General features: G+C 64.2%; 16 protein-coding genes. 8 read left to right on the top strand and 8 right to left on the bottom strand.

The features are described from left to right. Positions 1-49: 49 nt before the first annotated feature. From RM532_RS03035 to minC, 5 genes are all read right to left on the bottom strand, one after another. Entirely contained in the window at positions 50-841 is a 792-nt protein-coding gene (locus RM532_RS03035) for a hypothetical protein (RefSeq protein ID WP_311651657.1), read from the bottom strand. Positions 842-904: 63 nt separating this feature from the next. Then, positions 905-2,563: a GMC family oxidoreductase gene (locus RM532_RS03030; protein WP_311651656.1), complete on the bottom strand. Its 1,659-nt coding sequence runs from the start codon at positions 2,561-2,563 to the stop codon at positions 905-907. Positions 2,564-2,597: 34 nt separating this feature from the next. After that, on the bottom strand, positions 2,598-2,864 hold the full coding sequence (minE, locus tag RM532_RS03025) for a cell division topological specificity factor MinE (protein WP_311651655.1): 267 nt from the start codon (positions 2,862-2,864) through the stop codon (positions 2,598-2,600). After that, positions 2,861-3,673 (bottom strand): septum site-determining protein MinD, encoded by an 813-nt coding sequence (gene minD / locus RM532_RS03020; RefSeq protein ID WP_311651654.1) that lies wholly within the window; start codon positions 3,671-3,673, stop codon positions 2,861-2,863. The genes minE and minD overlap by 4 nt, the downstream gene beginning before the upstream one ends. A gap of 3 nt (positions 3,674-3,676) precedes the next feature. Then, on the bottom strand, positions 3,677-4,351 hold the full coding sequence (gene minC / locus RM532_RS03015) for a septum site-determining protein MinC (RefSeq protein WP_311651653.1): 675 nt from the start codon (positions 4,349-4,351) through the stop codon (positions 3,677-3,679). Positions 4,352-4,467: 116 nt separating this feature from the next. On the opposite strand from minC, the gene RM532_RS03010 reads away from it, so the two are divergent. Continuing rightward, complete coding sequence (locus tag RM532_RS03010) at positions 4,468-5,064, top strand: 2-hydroxychromene-2-carboxylate isomerase (RefSeq protein ID WP_311651652.1); 597 nt, start codon at positions 4,468-4,470, stop codon at positions 5,062-5,064. Positions 5,065-5,091: 27 nt separating this feature from the next. Here RM532_RS03010 and RM532_RS03005 read toward each other — a convergent pair whose 3' ends face one another. Next, a complete protein-coding gene (locus tag RM532_RS03005) occupies positions 5,092-5,364 on the bottom strand; it encodes a hypothetical protein (protein WP_311651651.1) in 273 nt (90 codons plus the stop codon). A 109-nt stretch (positions 5,365-5,473) separates the two neighbouring features. On the opposite strand from RM532_RS03005, the gene RM532_RS03000 reads away from it, so the two are divergent. The 7 genes from RM532_RS03000 to RM532_RS02970 all read left to right on the top strand — a co-directional run bounded on the left by RM532_RS03000 (position 5,474) and on the right by RM532_RS02970 (position 16,275). After that, positions 5,474-6,928, top strand: a complete 1,455-nt coding sequence (locus tag RM532_RS03000) for a circularly permuted type 2 ATP-grasp protein (RefSeq protein WP_311651650.1) — start codon at positions 5,474-5,476, stop codon at positions 6,926-6,928. Continuing rightward, a complete protein-coding gene (locus RM532_RS02995; protein WP_311651649.1) occupies positions 6,928-7,872 on the top strand; it encodes an alpha-E domain-containing protein in 945 nt (314 codons plus the stop codon). The genes RM532_RS03000 and RM532_RS02995 overlap by 1 nt, the downstream gene beginning before the upstream one ends. Beyond that, on the top strand, positions 7,869-8,969 hold the full coding sequence (locus RM532_RS02990) for a zinc-binding metallopeptidase family protein (RefSeq protein WP_311651648.1): 1,101 nt from the start codon (positions 7,869-7,871) through the stop codon (positions 8,967-8,969). The genes RM532_RS02995 and RM532_RS02990 overlap by 4 nt, the downstream gene beginning before the upstream one ends. Beyond that, on the top strand, positions 8,966-9,832 hold the full coding sequence (locus RM532_RS02985; protein WP_311651646.1) for an alpha/beta fold hydrolase: 867 nt from the start codon (positions 8,966-8,968) through the stop codon (positions 9,830-9,832). The genes RM532_RS02990 and RM532_RS02985 overlap by 4 nt, the downstream gene beginning before the upstream one ends. Before the next feature lie 203 nt (positions 9,833-10,035). Beyond that, positions 10,036-12,741, top strand: coding sequence for a penicillin acylase family protein (locus RM532_RS02980; RefSeq protein ID WP_311651645.1), 2,706 nt, complete (start codon positions 10,036-10,038; stop codon positions 12,739-12,741). 143 nt (positions 12,742-12,884) lie between these two features. After that, positions 12,885-14,264, top strand: a complete 1,380-nt coding sequence (locus RM532_RS02975) for a DUF1329 domain-containing protein (RefSeq protein WP_311651644.1) — start codon at positions 12,885-12,887, stop codon at positions 14,262-14,264. Positions 14,265-14,310: 46 nt separating this feature from the next. After that, positions 14,311-16,275: a DUF1302 domain-containing protein gene (locus RM532_RS02970; protein ID WP_311651643.1), complete on the top strand. Its 1,965-nt coding sequence runs from the start codon at positions 14,311-14,313 to the stop codon at positions 16,273-16,275. 19 nt (positions 16,276-16,294) lie between these two features. On the opposite strand, the gene RM532_RS02965 is transcribed toward RM532_RS02970, so the two are convergent. Next, a complete protein-coding gene (locus tag RM532_RS02965; protein WP_311651642.1) occupies positions 16,295-17,005 on the bottom strand; it encodes a SanA/YdcF family protein in 711 nt (236 codons plus the stop codon). Positions 17,006-17,051: 46 nt separating this feature from the next. After that, the gene (locus tag RM532_RS02960; protein ID WP_311651641.1) at positions 17,052-17,465 is read right to left on the bottom strand and encodes an MAPEG family protein; all 414 of its coding nucleotides are present in this window, start codon (positions 17,463-17,465) and stop codon (positions 17,052-17,054) included. Positions 17,466-17,512: the final 47 nt, after the last annotated feature.

Here is a 17,512-nt window from a genome sequence, read left to right as displayed (position 1 = left end):
AGTGGACTGGGTTACGCAGGCGGCCAAGGCCAACACCGGCCTCGCACAATCAGGCCTCGGGCAGTACACCGCCTGGCAGGCCTTCAAGCAGACCCTGTAGTTGCTCGGCGCCACCTGCCTGGCCAATGAGATCTTCGAGGGCAGATTGCAGTGCCATCGCGTCGAGCAGGTCCGTCAATTCCGCCGGCGGCGCGAGCCCGCCTGACTGTCCGATCAACTCTTCGAGCATGCTCTGTAATGCAGCCGGGTCCAGCAGGTCGGCAATGGCGGCCGGGTCATCCAGGCCACCGCCGGAAAGCGACTCAAGCAGCATCAGCAGTTGTTCGGCGCCACCCGCCTGGCCGAGAAGGTCCCCGAGTGCGTCAGGAAGATCACCCGCGCCCGGCAACTCCGGCAGTTCACCGACATCCCCACCGTCCGGCAACCCCGGTAGCGACGGTGTGCCGCCGTTGTTCAGGTCTGACAGGACGATCGAGAGGTCGCTCAGCAGCGGTAGCAGAAGCGGTTCGGGCAATGCGTCGTTCAACGGATTTATCACAAGCATGCGCAGCTGATCGCCCAGCCCCGTGAGCTGTGCCACCCCCTCACCGGCCGGCAACATGCCATCTTCGCCGGCGAACTGATCGAATCCGCCGTTAAGGAGATCCAGAAGCAGCCCGGCATCCGGGGCCGAACCGCCACCTGGCAGGCCTCCGAGGTCAGGTAGCGTCTGGGCATGTGCCTGGGTAACGGCGCCCGCAGCAAGCGCCAGCGACAGAATCAATGCTTTCATGGCTTCCCCCTGGTCCGGCAACTTCGCCGGATGATGTCGGATATCCCGAATATAGCACTCGACATGCATTTTGTAAGGATCATCCGATGCTCAATTTTCGACAACGGCCATCCGGCCCCGGCAAGCGCCGTGTCAGGCGGCCCTGAGGTGGCCGGAATCGCTCCCCTGGTCTTCCAGGATCATCACGGCCGCCTTTTCGGCGATGGCAGTTGTCGGGGCATTGGTATTGCTGCCAACCAGCGTTGGCATGATCGAGGCATCCACCACGCGCAGGCCGCGCATGCCGTGGACCCGCAGGCGGTCGTCGACCACGGCCTCGGCCGGATCCGGCCCCATACGGCAGGTGCCGACCGGATGGTAGATGGTTTCGGCCTCGGCCCGGATGAACTCGCGGATGTCGTTATCCGACTGCACCGCCGCACCGGGCTTGAACTCGTCGCGCCGGTGGGGCGCGAAGGCGTCGCTGTCGAGCAGGCGACGGCCGAGCTTGACCGCGGCCACCAGGTGATCCAGGTCCGGCTTCTGATCAAGATAATTGGGCTGGATCAGGGGATCGTCCGAGGGCGCGGCGCTGCGCAGCCCGATGTGGCCGCGCGAGCGCGGCCGCAGATCGCAGATGCGAAGCGAATAGCCGTAATAGCGGAAGGTGTTCCAGAGATTGTGGCCATGATCCTGCTCGATGGCCGGCAGGAAATGGCATTGCAGACTGCAGACGGGATCCTCGGCGCGCAGCTTCACGAATCCGCCGGCTTCGGCCACATTGCTGGTCAGCGCGCCTCGCCGCCCGCCCAGGAAATAGCGGATCAGCGCCGGTAGGCCACGGGTAAGCAGCCAGCGCGGGTGCAGGCTGATGCCCAGACGCGTTCGTTCGCGGTGGATCAGCGTGATGTCGAGATGATCCTGCAGGTTGCGGCCGACGCCCGGCAGCTCGTGGACCGGCTCGATGCCGTGGGGCTCGATTTCCTCGCGTGGCCCGATGCCGGACAGCAGCAACAGCTGCGGCGAGTTGATCGCCCCGCCGGCGAGAATGACTTCCCGGTCGGCGCGTATGTCGTTCGGCCGGAGGCGGCCCTTGCGCTTGACCGTCACCCCGACCGCCCGCTTGCCTTCGACCAGCACCTTCAGCCCCCGGGCGCGGGTCAGGATGGTCAGATTGGGCCGGCGGGCCACCGGATGCAGGAAGGCGTGGGCATTCGAGCAGCGTCGCCCGTCCTTCTGGGCCACATGGTAATAGCCGAAGCCCTCGTCCGTGGCGCCGGAAAAATCGTTGTTGGCGGGGAAGCCGCATTCCTCGGCGGCTTTGAGGAACACATCGCTGAGGGGATTGGTCTCGCGCAGTTGCGCGACGTTATAGCCGCCGCCTTCGCCGTGATATTCGTTTTCCCCGGCCTCGAAATTCTCCGACATGCGGAAGTACGGCAACAGATCACGGTAGCCCCAGCCACGGTTTCCCAGCTCGGCCCAGCGATCGTAGTCGCTGGGATCGCCGCGGGTGTAGCACATGGCATTGACGGCGCTGGAGCCGCCCAGCGTCTTGCCCCGCGGCCAGAACAGTTCGCGATCGTTCAGGTTCTTCTGTGACTCGGTGCGGAAGGCCCAGTTGTAGGTGCGCCCCCACATCATCGCGATCACCCCGACCGGGATGCGGATGAACGGATTCCAGCGGTCGGAAGGCCCGGCCTCGAGCAGGCAGACGGACACGTCGGGGTCGGCCGATAGCCGGTTGGCCAGCACGCAACCGGCCGAGCCGCCGCCGACAATGACGTAATCGAAATGCTGTTGATGGCTCACGGCGGCAATACCCGGGAACGAAAGCCTGGCGGCGTCAGTTCCGCGCCTGCTGCTCGGGCAGCGTGATGTTCAGCTCAAGCACTTCAAGGTCCCCGTCGCGCTCGATGTCCATCTGCACGGCGTCGTCGCTGACCTCCACGTACTTGCGCAGCACCCGCAGCAGATCCTTCTGCAGCTTGGGGAAATACGCCGGGTGATCGCCGCGGTTGGACCGGCGGTGGGCCACCACCACCTGCAGGCGCTCCTTGGCCAGCGATGCCGAGCCCTTGCGGTCGGCCTTGAAAAGGTTCAGCCAGCTCATGCCCGCCTCCCGAACATCCGTCCGAACAGCCCCTTCTTGTCTTCGAGGAATCGCATCGGACGATCCTCGCCCAGAAACCGCGCCACCATGTCGTCGTAAGCCAGGCCAGCACTGCTGTCCTGCTCCAGGATAACCGGACTGCCGGCGTTAGACGCGTTGAGTACCGCTTCGGATTCGGGAATCACCCCGAGCAGCGGGATGGCGAGGATGTCGGTGACGTCTTCCACCGACAGCATTTCGCCCTTGCCCACGCGCGATGACGCGTAGCGGGTGAGTACCAGATGCTGCTTGACCGGGTCTTCGCCGTTGGCGGCGCGCTTGGTGCGGGCCTCCAGCATGCCCAGCACGCGGTCGGAATCCCGTACCGACGAGACTTCCGGATTGGTCACGATCAACGCCTCGTCGGCGAAGTGCATCGCCATCATTGCACCGCGCTCGATGCCGGCCGGCGAGTCGCACACGATGTAGTCGAAGTCGGCGCTCAGATCCTCGAGCACGCGGGCCACGCCGTCATCGGTCAGGGCGTCCTTGTCGCGGGTCTGCGAGGCGGCAAGGATGTAGAGGTTCTCCACCCGCTTGTCCCGGATCAGCGCCTGCTTGAGGTTGGCTTCCTTGCTAATCACGTTGACGAAATCGTAGACCACGCGTCGTTCGCAACCCATGATCAGGTCGAGATTGCGAAGCCCCACGTCGAAATCGATTACCACCGTCTTGTGCCCGGCCTTCGCCAGGCCGGCGGCAAAGGAGGCTGCGGTGGTGGTCTTGCCCACGCCGCCCTTGCCGGAGGTCACTACTATTATTCGCGCCACGCCCTACTCCTGTTGTTCGATGATCAGGCTTTCGCCGTCCAGCCGTACCTGCACGGCCTGCCCCCGCCAGCTGTCCGGCATATCATCCGCTACCTTGTAGTTGCCCGCCACGGCCACCAACTCCGGCTCGAAACGCCGGCAGAAAATGCGGGCCGAGGTGTCACCCTGAGCGCCGGCCAGCGCCCGGCCGCGCAGCGTGCCGTAGATGTGAATGTGGCCGTCGGCAATTACTTCCGCGCCTTCACCAACCGCCGCCATCACCACCAGATCGGTATCGCGGGCGTAGATCTGCTGCCCCGAACGAACCGGCCGGGTGATGGTCCGTGCCGCGCGGGCCGGGGCGGGCCGGGGTTCGGCCTTTGGTTCTGCGGGCACCCGGCCGGCGCCAATCACGCCCAGCCCGGCGGCCGCTGCCTGATCGGGATCGCCGTCCAGCAGCGCCACAGGCACCATGCCGTGACCGCGCAACAAGTCGGCCAGCGCCGACAGATCGGCCGATGTGTCCCCCAGTGAAATCACCACCGGCATGCCGCGAAAGAAGTCGCCCGCCTTGTCCATATGCGCCCGGGCATCCTGCGCCAGCCGTTCCGGATCCGGGTCGCGAATTTCCACCACCGTCAGGGCCATCATGCGCCCCTTGAACGCAATGGCGGCGCCGGCGCGGGCGGTTATCGCCATGGGGTTGAAGCGGGGTGCTGCATGGGGGCGGAGTTTAACATGTGACCTTTCCGGATTGGTTGTGGCCGCCGCGCCCCGGTGCCAGAATCCGGCACCTCACCATTGCGGAGATCGGCGTGCCCCAACCCTCGAGTCTGGAATTCTTCTGGGATCCGGCCAGCCCCTATACCTACCTGGCTGCCACGCGCATCGAGAAGCTCGCCGAGGAATCCGGTATATCACTCCGCTGGCGCCCCTTCCTGCTGGGAGGCGTGTTCAAGGCGACCGGCAACCGAGCGCCGGCGGAAGTGGCGGCCAAGGGCCGTTATCTGTTCGAGGATCTACAACGCTGGGCCAGCCTCTACAGCGTTCCCCTGCGGTTTCCCGACAGCTTTCCCGCCAACAGCATCCAGTCTCTACGCGCTGCCCTGGTGGCCGAGGAAAGCGACCAGGGGCCGGCATTCGCCAGGGCGATCATGGCGGCACACTGGGGTGAGGGACGGGACATCAACGACGCCGCGGTGCTGGCCGAGACCGCCGAAAGCGTGGGACTGGAAGCCGACACCGTGGCCCAGCGGATGCAGGCGCAGGAGATCAAGGACCAGCTACGCGCCAACACCGATGAGGCGGTTGCCCGCGGGGCTTTCGGTGCCCCGACGTTCTTCGTGGGCGACGCCATGTTCTGGGGCAATGACCGCCTGCCGCTGCTGAAAGCCTATCTGCAGGAGTCGTAGTCAGGGGCACGCTGACTCATTCATGCCTCAGAAATCGTAGTAGCGCTCGTTCAGGTACTCGATCACGGCCCGAACTTCGTCGGTACTCCAGTCCACGCCGGCGACCGCGGTGCAGTTGCGCACCCGCGCCTTGAGCCCCGGCATCGAACTCACCGTGCGGTCCTGGCGGCTGAATACCTCGTTGCCGTGGCAGCCGGTGCAGTCATCGGTAATCAGGCGTCGGGCATTGATGTCCGCCGCGACCGCCGGCATGGCGCCCATCGCGATGACGACGACAAGCACAAGGTGGCGGAATGACATGGGCAGGATTTCCATCGGAACCATGAGCGAACTCTAACACTCGTTATCGACTCGCCATGGCCGGTTTCTTGCTAGTTTGAACCATCACCGCGCCCCGCAACCGATGCCCATGGTCGACCTGTCACCGCCCACCAGAGCCAAGCCCTATCAAAGCCCGGGCTGCTACGACGAACTGTTCGACAGTCAAGGGGTTGCGAGGCCGGCCGCAGCCGAGTTGCTGGGATACCTGCAGGGCTGGCCGGCCGAGGAGCGGGAGGCCCGGCGCCTGGCGGCCGACCTCGCGATTCAGGCCATGGGCATCACCTTCACGGTGTACTCGGAAGGTTCGGCGATCGACCGCGCCTGGCCGTTCGACATCGTGCCGCGGGTCATTGATGCTCGCGAATGGCAGCGTGCCCGCACCGGCCTGGTGCAACGACTGACCGCGCTCAATGCCTTCATCGCGGATATCTACGACCGGCAGCTGGTTGTTCGTGACGGCGTTCTGCCGAGAGACGTGCTGGCCCAGTCGATGAATTTCCGGCCCCAGTGCGTCGGCATGCGGCCACCGGGCGATATCTGGGCGCATATCTGTGGCTCGGATCTGGTGCGTGACGCCGACGGCAGTCTGTTCGTGCTGGAGGACAACCTGCGTGTCCCCTCCGGGGTAGCCTACATGGTGGAGAATCGCCTGATCTGCAAGCGGGTGTTTCCGGAAATCTTCGAACGCATGTCGATCCTGCCGGTGGATGAATACCCCAGCGAACTGCTGGACACGCTGGCCCAGTTGTCACCCCGCCCGGGCGAGACGCCCAACGTGGCGCTGCTGACGCCCGGCATCTACAACTCGGCCTACTTCGAACACGCCTGGCTGGCCGGGCAGATGGGCGCGGAGTTGGTCCAGGGAAGTGATCTGGTGGTGACCGACGACGACTGCGTCTACACCCGGACAGTGTTCGGACTGCAGCGGGTCGACGTGATCTACCGGCGGGTGGATGACCTGTTTCTCGATCCGGAGACATTCAACCGCGATTCCATGCTCGGCACTCCGGGACTGATGCGCGCCTGGCTCAAGGGTAATGTGGCGCTGGCCAATGCGCCGGGAGCCGGGGTGGCGGACGACAAGGTGGTGTATGCCTTTGTGCCGCAGCTGATCCGCTATTACCTCGGCGAAGAGCCCATACTGCCGAATGTGCCGACCTACCTGTGCATGGACCCGAAACAGCGAGATCACGTCCTGGCCAACCTCGATCAGCTGGTGGTCAAGCCGGCCAACGAATCCGGCGGCTACGGCATGCTGGTAGGGCCGAGGTCCAGCGCCGAAGAGCGGGCGGTGTTCGCTGATCTGATCCGGGCGCGGCCCGGTAACTACATCGCCCAGCCCACGCTGGCGCTGTCCACGACACCGACCCTGGTGGACGGCGAACTGGCGCCCCGCCACGTGGACCTGCGACCGTTCATCCTCGCCCGCGAGGACCCTTACGTGACCATGGGCGGCCTGACCCGGGTCGCGCTGCGCGAGGGGTCACTGGTGGTCAACAGCTCTCAGGGTGGTGGCAGCAAGGACACCTGGGTGGTCGAGTAATGCTGTCCCGCGTTGCCAACAACCTGTACTGGGCCGGTCGTTACATCGAGCGCGCGGAGAACACCGCCCGCCTGATCAACGTCACCACCTATCTGCTGCTCGACCTGCCGCGTCAGACCGATTTCGACTGGCGTCCCCTGGTGGAAATCAACGGGGCCGAAGCATTCTTCGACGAGCGTTATCCCGAGGGCGGCGAACTCGACGTGATGCGCTTTCTGATTCTGGACCCGCTCAACCCGACGTCCATTCGGCAGTCGCTGGCCTCGGCCCGCGACAACCTGCGCACCACCCGCGACATCGTGCCGCGCGAAGCCTGGGAAGAGATCAACGAGCTCTACAACTTTCTCTCCGGCCACGGTAACGAGACCCTGCCACGACGCCGGCGCCAGGGGCTGCTGGATCGGGTCCTGCGCTGCGGCCGCATGGTGGCGGGACTGCTCGACAGCGGCATGAGCCGCGATGCCGCCTACGAGTTCCTGCAACTCGGGGTGAACATCGAGCGGGCCGACATGACCACCCGGATCGTGGATGTGCGCACCGAGGACCTGCTGGAGCAGGCGCGTGACGGATTACCGCCGTTCCAGAGCCTGCAGTGGTTAAGCATGCTGCGGTCGCTGTCGGGTTACCAGATGTATCGCCGACATGTCCGCAGCCGGGTATCCGGCCCGCGGGTTCTGGGTTTTCTGCTGCAGAACCAGGCCTTCCCGCGGTCGGTGCGCTTCTGCGTGGAAGCCGCTGAAAAACGACTGGCACGGCTGCCGGATGGCGCCGCCGGCATCGAGCTCTGCCGGCGCACCGAAGCAATACTGGGCGAAGCCAGTATGGCCAGTCTGGTCGAGCACGGGCTCAGCGATTTTCTCGATCACGTCCAGCGTCAACTCATCGGCCTGCATGCCTGCATCGATGCCACCTACTTCGGCATGCGTGTGGAGGCGGAGGCTTGAAGACCTTCCAGTGCCAGTGCGGCAACAGCATCTTCTTTCGCAACAGCCGCTGCGCCTCCTGTGATCGGCTGCTCGGCTATGCGCCGGGCATAAACACCATGACCGCGCTGGAACCCGGCACCGACGGCTGCTGGCAGGTGCCCAACGCCGGCCGGGTGCGCGGCGCCACTTTCCGACTTTGCCGCAACTACGCCGATCACGACGTCTGCAACTGGCTGATTCCCGTCGATCAACCCGACGCATTCTGTTTCGCCTGCCGGCTGAATCGCGTCACGCCCAACCTGTCGCATCCACGCCACCCGGCATTGTGGTACCGACTGGAAACCGCCAAGCGGCACATGCTCTATACCCTCCTTGATCTCGGCCTGCCCGTGGTCGGCCGCGATCGGGATCCGCAACAGGGCCTGGCGTTCGATTTCCTGTCCGATCGCGATACCGATTCCGAATTCACCGAACCGCTGATCGGCGCCGACCCGGTCTCCACCGGCCATCTCAACGGCATCATCACCATCAACCTGGCCGAGGCCGACGAAGTGGCCCGCGCCCGCATGCAGGCACAGATGGGCGAGAACTATCGCACCCTGCTGGGCCATTTCCGGCACGAGATCGGTCACTATTACTGGAGCCTGCTGATCGAGCGCGGCGGCCGGGTCGCCGAATTCCGCGACCTGTTCGGCGACGAGCGCGCCGACTATGCCCAGTCCCTGCAGCGGCATTACCAGGAAGGACCACCGGCGGACTGGTCCCGCTACGCCATCACCGCCTACGCCACCGCCCATCCCTGGGAGGACTGGGCCGAGTCCTGGGCCCACTACATGCACATGACCGACACGCTGGACACGGCGTTGCAGTTCCAGTTCGTGCCGCCCCGGCCCTGGCGCGAGCGACTGGAGGAATTCGACACCATGATGCACGCCTGGACCCGCCTGGCGACCGGCATGAACGCGATCAACCGCAGCATGGGACTGTCCGACGCCTATCCCTTCGTATTGCAGGAAGGGCCGGCCCGCGACAAGCTTGCCTTCATACACGACGTCATCCGCGCGGCCACCGCCACTCGCGAAGGCGCCCGGCCGCCTATCTTCGGATCAGCATGACAACCGGCGGCTGCCAACGGTCGTTCACGTCGGTGCGCGGTCTCAGCCACTGCGTGCGCCACTGGCCGCGGGAGGACGGGCCGCTCGTCTTCCTGCTGCACGGGTTGCTGGATACCGGCGCCAGCTTCGCCCCCGTGGCCGAGCATCTTTCGCCGAACGCCCGCCTGCTGGCACCGGACTGGCGCGGCCACGGGGACAGTGATCGGGCCCCGAACGGTTACTGGTTTCCCGATTACGTGGCCGACCTCAATGCCTTGATCGACTCGCTGGCCGGCAGCGAACCTATCGCGTTGGTCGGTCACAGCATGGGCGGGCAGATCGCCAGCCTGTACGCGGGCGTGCGGCCGGAGCGCGTCACCCATCTGATCTGTCTGGACAGCCTCAACGTGCCGGCCACGGCATCCGAAACCATGCCCCGCCGCTACCGCGACTGGCTGGCAGCACAATCCCGGCCGCCGGCCCCGCGCCGCTATCCGGACCTCGATGCTCTGGCCGGCCGAATCCACGCCCGGTATCCGGAGCTTAACGAGGCACAGGTCCGCCAGCTTGCCCGGGACTGGTCGCGTCCCGACGACGACGGCGGCATCCGGCTGGCCAGTGATCCCCTGCATCGCGTGCCGTTCCCGGTGGCGTTCCATCCCGAGGATTACATGGCGGTCTGGCGGCAGGTGACCGCGCCGGTCCTCTGCCTGGACGGAGGTCGATCACCGGCAAGCCGGTGGATCGACGCCGCCGAAATGCAGCGGCGCCGAGACTGCTTCCAGGACGTCACGCACGACCTGCTACCCGACTGCGGCCACATGCTGCACCTTGAACAGCCGGCAGAAGTGGCTGCGCGCATCGTGCAATTCCTCGGCATCTGACCGAATTCCCACGCGCCCGGAAATACCGCAATAACGCGGCGCAACACACCTGTTTATTGCAGTCCGGTGCCACCAGGTACGGTCGTCATGCGTAAGAATGATTGCCGATTGCCTTTTTGCTGCACGGCGTGCTTACTACTGAAGCAGACGGCGATGCAGCCGACAACATAACGAAAGCCGGTGCGATGGAGAGGAGACTGGACATGATGATGAACGATTCAGTGCGCGGGATGCGCACGACCGGGTTGGCCCTGGTCTTCAGCATGACGATGGTTGCGGGTTGCGGCGGTGACAACAACGGCGCGCCGCCCAACGCTGGTGACCCCGGTGGTCCCGCGCCGGTCCCGGCCGATCGCATCTTCGATGGCGACGATAACCTGCAGGCGGAAATTCGGCGCACCACGAATGGCGCCGCACACATCCGTGCCGACAACCTCGAGTCCGCGGGCTTCGGCCAGGGCTATGCGCAGGCGCAGGACAATATCTGCCTGATTGCCGAGCAGGTGGTCAAAGCCAATAGCCAGCGGGCGCGCTTCTTCGGACCCGGCCCGCAGAACATCAACATCATCAAGGATTTCAGCTACAAGGCGCTGGAAGTCTATGACAAGGCCGAGGCCGAATTCGACCAGCTCTCCGACGAGAGCCGCGCCATCATCCAGGGTTTTGCCGCCGGGTATAACGACTATCTGGCCACCCAGGGCGGTGCCGCCGGGATCACCAACCCACGTTGCGCCAATCAGCCGTGGGTGCGCCCGATCACGCCAGTCGATCTATTCGCCTACTACCGCATCATCGCTCTGTTCGCCAGCGGCGATCTGTTCACTACCGGCGTACTGTTCGCAGCAGCACCCCCGAACGTCGACCCGTCACCACGCCCGGTGATGACCTCGGGCATGAGCGATCAACAGATCGAAGCCGCCCGCGACCTGGTCGCGGACATGTCCGTGGACAACCTGCCGGACATCGACCTGCAGAAGCAGCTCGACGAGCTGCCACTGGCCATGGGCAGCAATGGCTGGGGCATCGGCAGCGAGTTGTCCGAAACCAGCGGCGGTGCGCTGCTTGCCAATCCTCATTTCCCCTACAACGGACCACGCCGTTTCTGGCAGAGCCATATGACCGTGCCGGACGTCATCGATGTGGTCGGCGCGGGCCTGATCGGCTACCCGCTGCCGCAGATCGGTTTCAACGAGAATCTGGGCTGGACCCACACGGTCACGACCTCCAATCGCTTCACTGCCTATGTCCTGGCACTGACCGCCGGCGACGGCACGACGTACATCAAGGATGACCAGGCCCGGCCCATCAACAAGCGCACATTCACCATCGAGGTGGCGACCGGCGGCCCGCAGACCATGACGCTGGAGAAGGACTTCTACTATTCGGAATACGGTCCCATGATCGCGGCCAATCTCATCAATCCCGCGTTCCCGGCCTGGGGCGACGTACTTAACGGCGTACAGGCCGCCATTACCTACCGCGACGCCAATGCCCGTGCCGACGACATCATTGACCAGTGGCTGGGCATGGGTCGAGCCAGCAATCTGGAGGAGTTCCAGTCCGTATTCGCGAACAACCGCGGCACGCTGTGGGTGAACACCATGTACGCGGACGACCAGGGCAACGCCTTCTACATCGACGGCAGCTCCGTGCCTAACCTCTCACCGCAGGCGATTGCCGCATTCCGCAACGACCTTGCCAACGATCCGGTCATTGCAGCGGCATTCAGCCAGGGTTTTGCCGTGCTTCCCGGAACCACCTCGCTGTTCGACTGGCAGCCCGGCAGCCGGGATTTCCTCGCCCCGTTCGAAGCCATGCCCAAACTGACCCGCAGCGACTTCGTCCAGAACTCCAATGACAGCTACTGGGCCACCAACCCGGACGAGTTTCTAACGGGCTTCTCGCCACTGTATGGTCCGGTGGAAACACAACAGGGACCGCGAACTCGACTGGGCCTGCACATGCTGCAAAATCCAACCGAAAGCGGGCCCAGTTCGGTAGCCCCGGCCGGTAACGATGGTCTGTTCAACGGCACCGAGCTGATGGACATGCTGTATTCCAACCGGGCCCTGTACAGCGAACCCGGCGTCACTGGCGTGCTTGATGCCCTGCGAACCCGATGTGCGGCGGTTGGCGCCGACCCGGTGACTACGGCCGGCGGCAGCCGATCGGTCGATCAGGGTTGCGCGGTGCTGGCGAACTGGGACGGCCTGTTCAATCTGGACAGCGTGGGCGCCCACGTCTTCCGGGTATTCATCGCCAATTACGACGACCAGCTGCCTGGCGACCTGACCGTGCCATTCGACCCGGCTGACCCGGTCAACACCCCGCGGACTCCGGCCGACCCACCCACCGACCTGGCTGAAGACCCCATGCTTGGCGCACTCGCGGCCGGGCTTGATGCACTGGATAACGCAGGCATCCCCTATGCCGCACCGCTGGGCCAGGTGCAGTTCGTGCTGCCCTCGAACAACGCCGCACCCCTGGATTTCGCCAGCCTTTCGCCCACGCGAGCGCCGATTCCATGGCCCGGTGGTGACGGCGAGGTAAGCGGCGTATTCAACGACAATTCGTTGAGTGCATCTCCACTGGCCCAGGACACGCTGTATCCGGTCATCGCGCCCCAGGAAACCGTGGCCAACACCGGCGGTTTGTCAGCCACGGCCGGCATCGATGGCTGGCTGCGCAACAACGGCACCAGCTGGCATTTCGGACTGTCGTTCGGTGACAGCGGCCCGGAGGCCGTGGGGCTGTTGAGCTACTCGCAGTCCAGCGATTCGACGTCGCCGTTCTTCGCCGATCAACAGGCGCGATTCTCGGCGGGCGACTACCGCCCGATCCGGTTTACCGAGGCGCAGATCGGCAACGACCCAACGCTGACCACGATCACGGTGAGTGACAGTGACTGATACCGGCCGGACGGGGTGCCCAATCCGGGGTTCGGAACACCGCCCGACAGCCGATACCCGAGAAGCTTTATGCAGAGGCGTCAACCAGGGCCCGTAACGAGGCACCGAACGCCAATGCCAGGACCGCGAACTGGAGGATGGAGATGAAACATATCTGCCGAGTCGGCGCCGCCGGCTTCTACCTTGCCGTGGCCAGCACTACTGCGCTGGCTGGCGTGTCACCAGAGCAGGCCGCCCGGCTCGGCGGCGATGAGATCACCCCGACGGGGGCGGAGCGCGCCGGTAACGAGGCCGGCACGATCCCCGCCTGGGATGGCGGGCTGACGACCGCACCGACCGACTTCGGCGGAGCAGAAGGTCGTTATGCCAACCCCTATCCGAACGACGAACCAAAATTCGTGATCACCGCCGACAATCTGGACGAGCATCGGGATCATCTCACCGACGGCCAGATCGCCCTGCTCCAGCGCTGGCCGGATACCTACAAGATGCCGGTCTACGAAACACGGCGCAGTTACGCGGATCCGGACTGGGTGTACAAGGCGGTGGCCGATAACGCCGCAAACAGCGAGTTGATCGAGGACGGCGAAGGCATTGCTGGCGCCACCGGGGGCATTCCGTTTCCCTTCATCAAGGAGACCAGCAACCCGGGCAAGGCCGCCGTCTGGAATCACAAGCTTCGCTACCGGGGCGGAGACGTCAAGTACACCAGTGCGCAGATTGTCACCCAGCCGGGCGACGACTATCGCCTGAGCAAGCTGCTGATCGAGACCAAGTTCCCCTACAACCGGCAGGGTATCGAGCCCAGCGATCTGGAGAACATCTCGATCTATTTCCTGCAGACGGTGCTGGAGCCGCCACGCAGTGCCGGGCAGATCCTGCTGGTGCACGAGACCATCAACCAGGTGGAAGAACCGCGCCGCGCGTGGCTGTACAACCCGGGGCAGCGCCGTATTCGTCGCGCCCCGAACGTGGCCTACGACAACCCGGGTACCGACTCTGATGGCATGCGGACGAACGATCAGTTCGACATGTTCAACGGCGCCACCGATCGCTACAACTGGGAACTGGTCGGCAAGAAGGAAATCTACGTCCCCTATAACAGCTACGACCTCCAGCTGGCGCCGACCTACGAGAGTGTGTTCAACGCGGACCACACCAACCAGGACCTGATGCGCTACGAATTGCACCGGGTCTGGGTGGTCGAGGCAACGGTCAAGGACGGTACCTCCCACATCTACGCCAAGCGCCGGTTCTATATCGACGAGGACAGCTGGAATATTGTTGCCGCCGACCAGTGGGATCAGCGTGGCGAACTCTGGCGGGTCATGGAAGGCCACACCGTGCAGCTTTACGACCGTCCCTTCATGGCCCCGGTCATGCTCTCATCCTATGACCTGGATTCCGGCCGCTACCTGCTGCTGGGCCTGAACAACGAGGAAGAGGCGTTCTGGGATTCCACCGTCGAGTACGACAAGAACTACTTCAACCCGCGCAACATCCAGCGCCGCGCGACCCGATAGCCGAATCGGATAAATGACAACGACAAGCACCGGGAGGGGATTGCTCATGAGTCGCCATCAAATATTTACCACGCTGGCGGGCAGTTTGTTGCTGGCCGCGTCCGGCGCAGGCCACGCGCTGGACTACCAAATCAATGATTTCGATATCGAGTTGATCAGTTCTGTCACGGCCGGCCTGGCCATGCGTACGCAGGATGCGAACCGTGAGCTGATCGGCAAGGCCAATAACGTGCCGGGGAACAGCGCCCCCAACAGTGCGCTGGGCTCCTACTCCGTCAACAGTGATGACGGTAATCAGAGCTTTAGCGAAGCGGGCGACGTATTCTTTTCCCAGATCAAGCTTTCGAGCGAACTCAAGATCCAGCGGGGCGACTGGGGTGTCTTCGCCCGCGGCAACTACCGCTACGACCCGCGACTGGAGGATGACGATTTCTTCCCGGCCGAGGATTTCGGTCCCGGGCGCAGCCGCTCGAATGCGTTCCTGGCCAACAAGAACAGCAATGTTCAGGATGCGATTGCCAACGACGCCGAGTTGTTCGACCTCTACCTGTTCGGCAACTTCAACGTCGCCGATCGAAACGTATCGGTCCGTCTCGGTCGGCAGGTGATCAACTGGGGTGAGTCCACCTTCATCCAGAACGGGATCAACAGCATCGTGCCGATTGACGCCCGCCAGGCGCGTGGGCCCGGGGCGGAAGTGAAGGAAGTCTTCCGGCCCTTCAATGCCGTCTACCTCTCGACCGCACTGACCGACACAATCTCTCTCGAGGGCTTCTACCAGCTGGAATGGGAGGAAACCATTCCCGATCCGGCCGGCACCTTCTTCTCCACCACCGATTTCGTGGGCGCAGGGGGCACCGACGCCATGATCGGCTTCGGGCGCTGTAATGAGAACACGCCGTCGATCACCGCCGGCGGGGCCTGCCCGCCCGGCATGGGCGACGCACCGGGCGGCACCAATATTCCGCGGGGCGCCAACAACGAGCCGTCGGACAGCGGCCAGTACGGCGGCCGGCTGAACTTCTACCTGGAATGGCTCAACAGCACCGACCTGTCGCTTTATGCGATGAACTATCACAGCCGCTTGCCGCTGATCAGCGGGCGTACCGTCGACACATTCGTACCGCTCGACACCAATGGCGACGGCACCATTGACACCAACCTGCCGATTACCGGCAGCGGCCGCTATCTCCTCGATTACCCGGAGGACATCAAGCTATACGGCCTTAGCTTCAACAGCTATCTGGCCTTCGCGAATGTCGCCGTGCAGGGCGAGATCAGCGTCAAACAGGATCAGCCGCTGCAGGTGGATGACGTCGATATCCTGCTGTTCGCGCTGGGCGCCGATAACTCCGAACCTTCGCCGGCCGTGCAGTTCACCACCTACAGCGAGTTCACCAATACCCCGTTTGCCCCCGGCAAACGATTCGACGGCTATATACGCCGTGACGTGTATCAGTGGGACATCTCGTTTACCAAGATTCTCGGGCCCAACTGGACCGGCGCCAACCAGACCATCATGCTCGCCGAGTTCGCGGGCATGCATGTCTCCGGCATGCCCGACACCAGCGAGCTGCCACTGGACGCCCCGGCCACCTACGTGCCCAACCAGACCACGGCCGCTGCGCTTGTCACCAGCACACCCGCCCAGGATCCGGCGGGTTATGCCGACGCCGACTCGTGGGGTTATCGCCTGGCACTAGCACTGCGCTACCAGAACGTGCTGAACCGCTTTAATCTCACCCCGAGCCTGCGCTTTTTCCATGATGTGGATGGCAACAGCCCGACGCCGGTCCGCAATCATATGGAAGGTACCAAGCAGGCCTCGCTGGGGCTGACCGCAGAATATCTGGACGCCTGGGAAGCGGGCTTGTCTTACACTGCGTTCTGGGGCGGCCTGGATACCAATGCGGGTCCGAACGTGCCTAACGGCGTGCGCGGCGGCGGTTACACCAACAACCTGTTCGAGGATCGCGATTTCGTGAACGTCTTTATGCGTTACACGTTCTGACCGCGTAAGCCAATCGTGCTCACTCGGGCGCCGACTCCAGGGTCGGCGCCTTTTTTTTGTCTGCGGCCAGACCGGTATCCGGCGGCAGCTGGCGGAGTTCGCCGAGGAACCTCGGCCCGGTATCCAGCACGAACAGATCCAGCAGCGCGGCCATGCGCGCGAGATACTCGCGCGCCTCGACCCGCAGGGATTGCCGTTCATCCTGTTGCGGATGCGCATAGGCGATGGTCGAGAGTCCCCGCTGGCGGCCGAGGAAAACCGCCCGGTAGCAGTGGTAGCGCTGGGAGATCACGGTGACGTTATCCAGACCGAAAACCTCCCGTGCCCGGATCATGGAATCCAGTGTCCGGAAGCCGGCAAAGTCGAACGTCATCGCATCCCCCGGCACCCCCGCCTCGATGAGCGCCTGATACATCTTGCGCGGTTCGTTGTAGGTGTCGTCGGGATTGGCGCCGGACAGCAACAGATGTTCAACCTTGCCTCCATGGAACAATGCTGACGCCGCCTCGATCCGGTGTCGGAACAACTGGTTGCGTTCCCCGGAACGGGTATATGGGCTGGTTCCCAGCACCAGCCCGACCTGATTGGCCGGGATGGTGCCGGCGTCGGCATACACGTGCGGTCTCGCCGCCGTCACCATCCAGGCGTTGCCGGCCAACAGGACGACTGCCACCAGGCCCACGATGGTGGGTACGGCGCCCAGCACGCCGGCCCGGCGCGGGCGCGGCATCACGGCTTACGGCGCCGCCCCGCTTGCGGCTTGGAGCACGACACCGCTAGCCCAGCAGCAGTCCGTGCAGCCAGATCACGAGAATGCCCACCTGCACCAGGAACAGTGGGAAACGCACGAAGAAGATCATCAGGTGATGCACCGAGACGATATGCGACACCGACTGACCGATGCGCGCTGCCAGGAAGATCATGGCCAGCCCGTCGGTGATCGCGGATTGCCCCGCAACCGCGGCCGCCAGGATGACTGCTGCGAAGATCGGCAGCATCTCCAGGCAATTGGCGAACGCGTCGTTGAGGCGCTTGACGACAGGCGGATCCTCGATCGCCCGACCGCGCGTCCACGCATCCGCCTTCAACTGGCCCGTGAGAACGCGGGCGCCCCGATAGCCGATGGTGACGATGATGAATGCAAGCGTCCAGGCAGCAAACCCTGCCAGCGCCATCATGGATATGCTCATGACCCCCTCCTTGTTATTGATGACACGCCCGATACCGCAGGCGGCCA

Source organism: Spectribacter hydrogenoxidans (assembly GCF_031846275.1).
Taxonomy (GTDB): domain Bacteria; phylum Pseudomonadota; class Gammaproteobacteria; order Nevskiales; family Salinisphaeraceae; genus Spectribacter; species Spectribacter hydrogenoxidans.
This window is presented reverse-complemented; position numbering and strand designations above follow the sequence as displayed.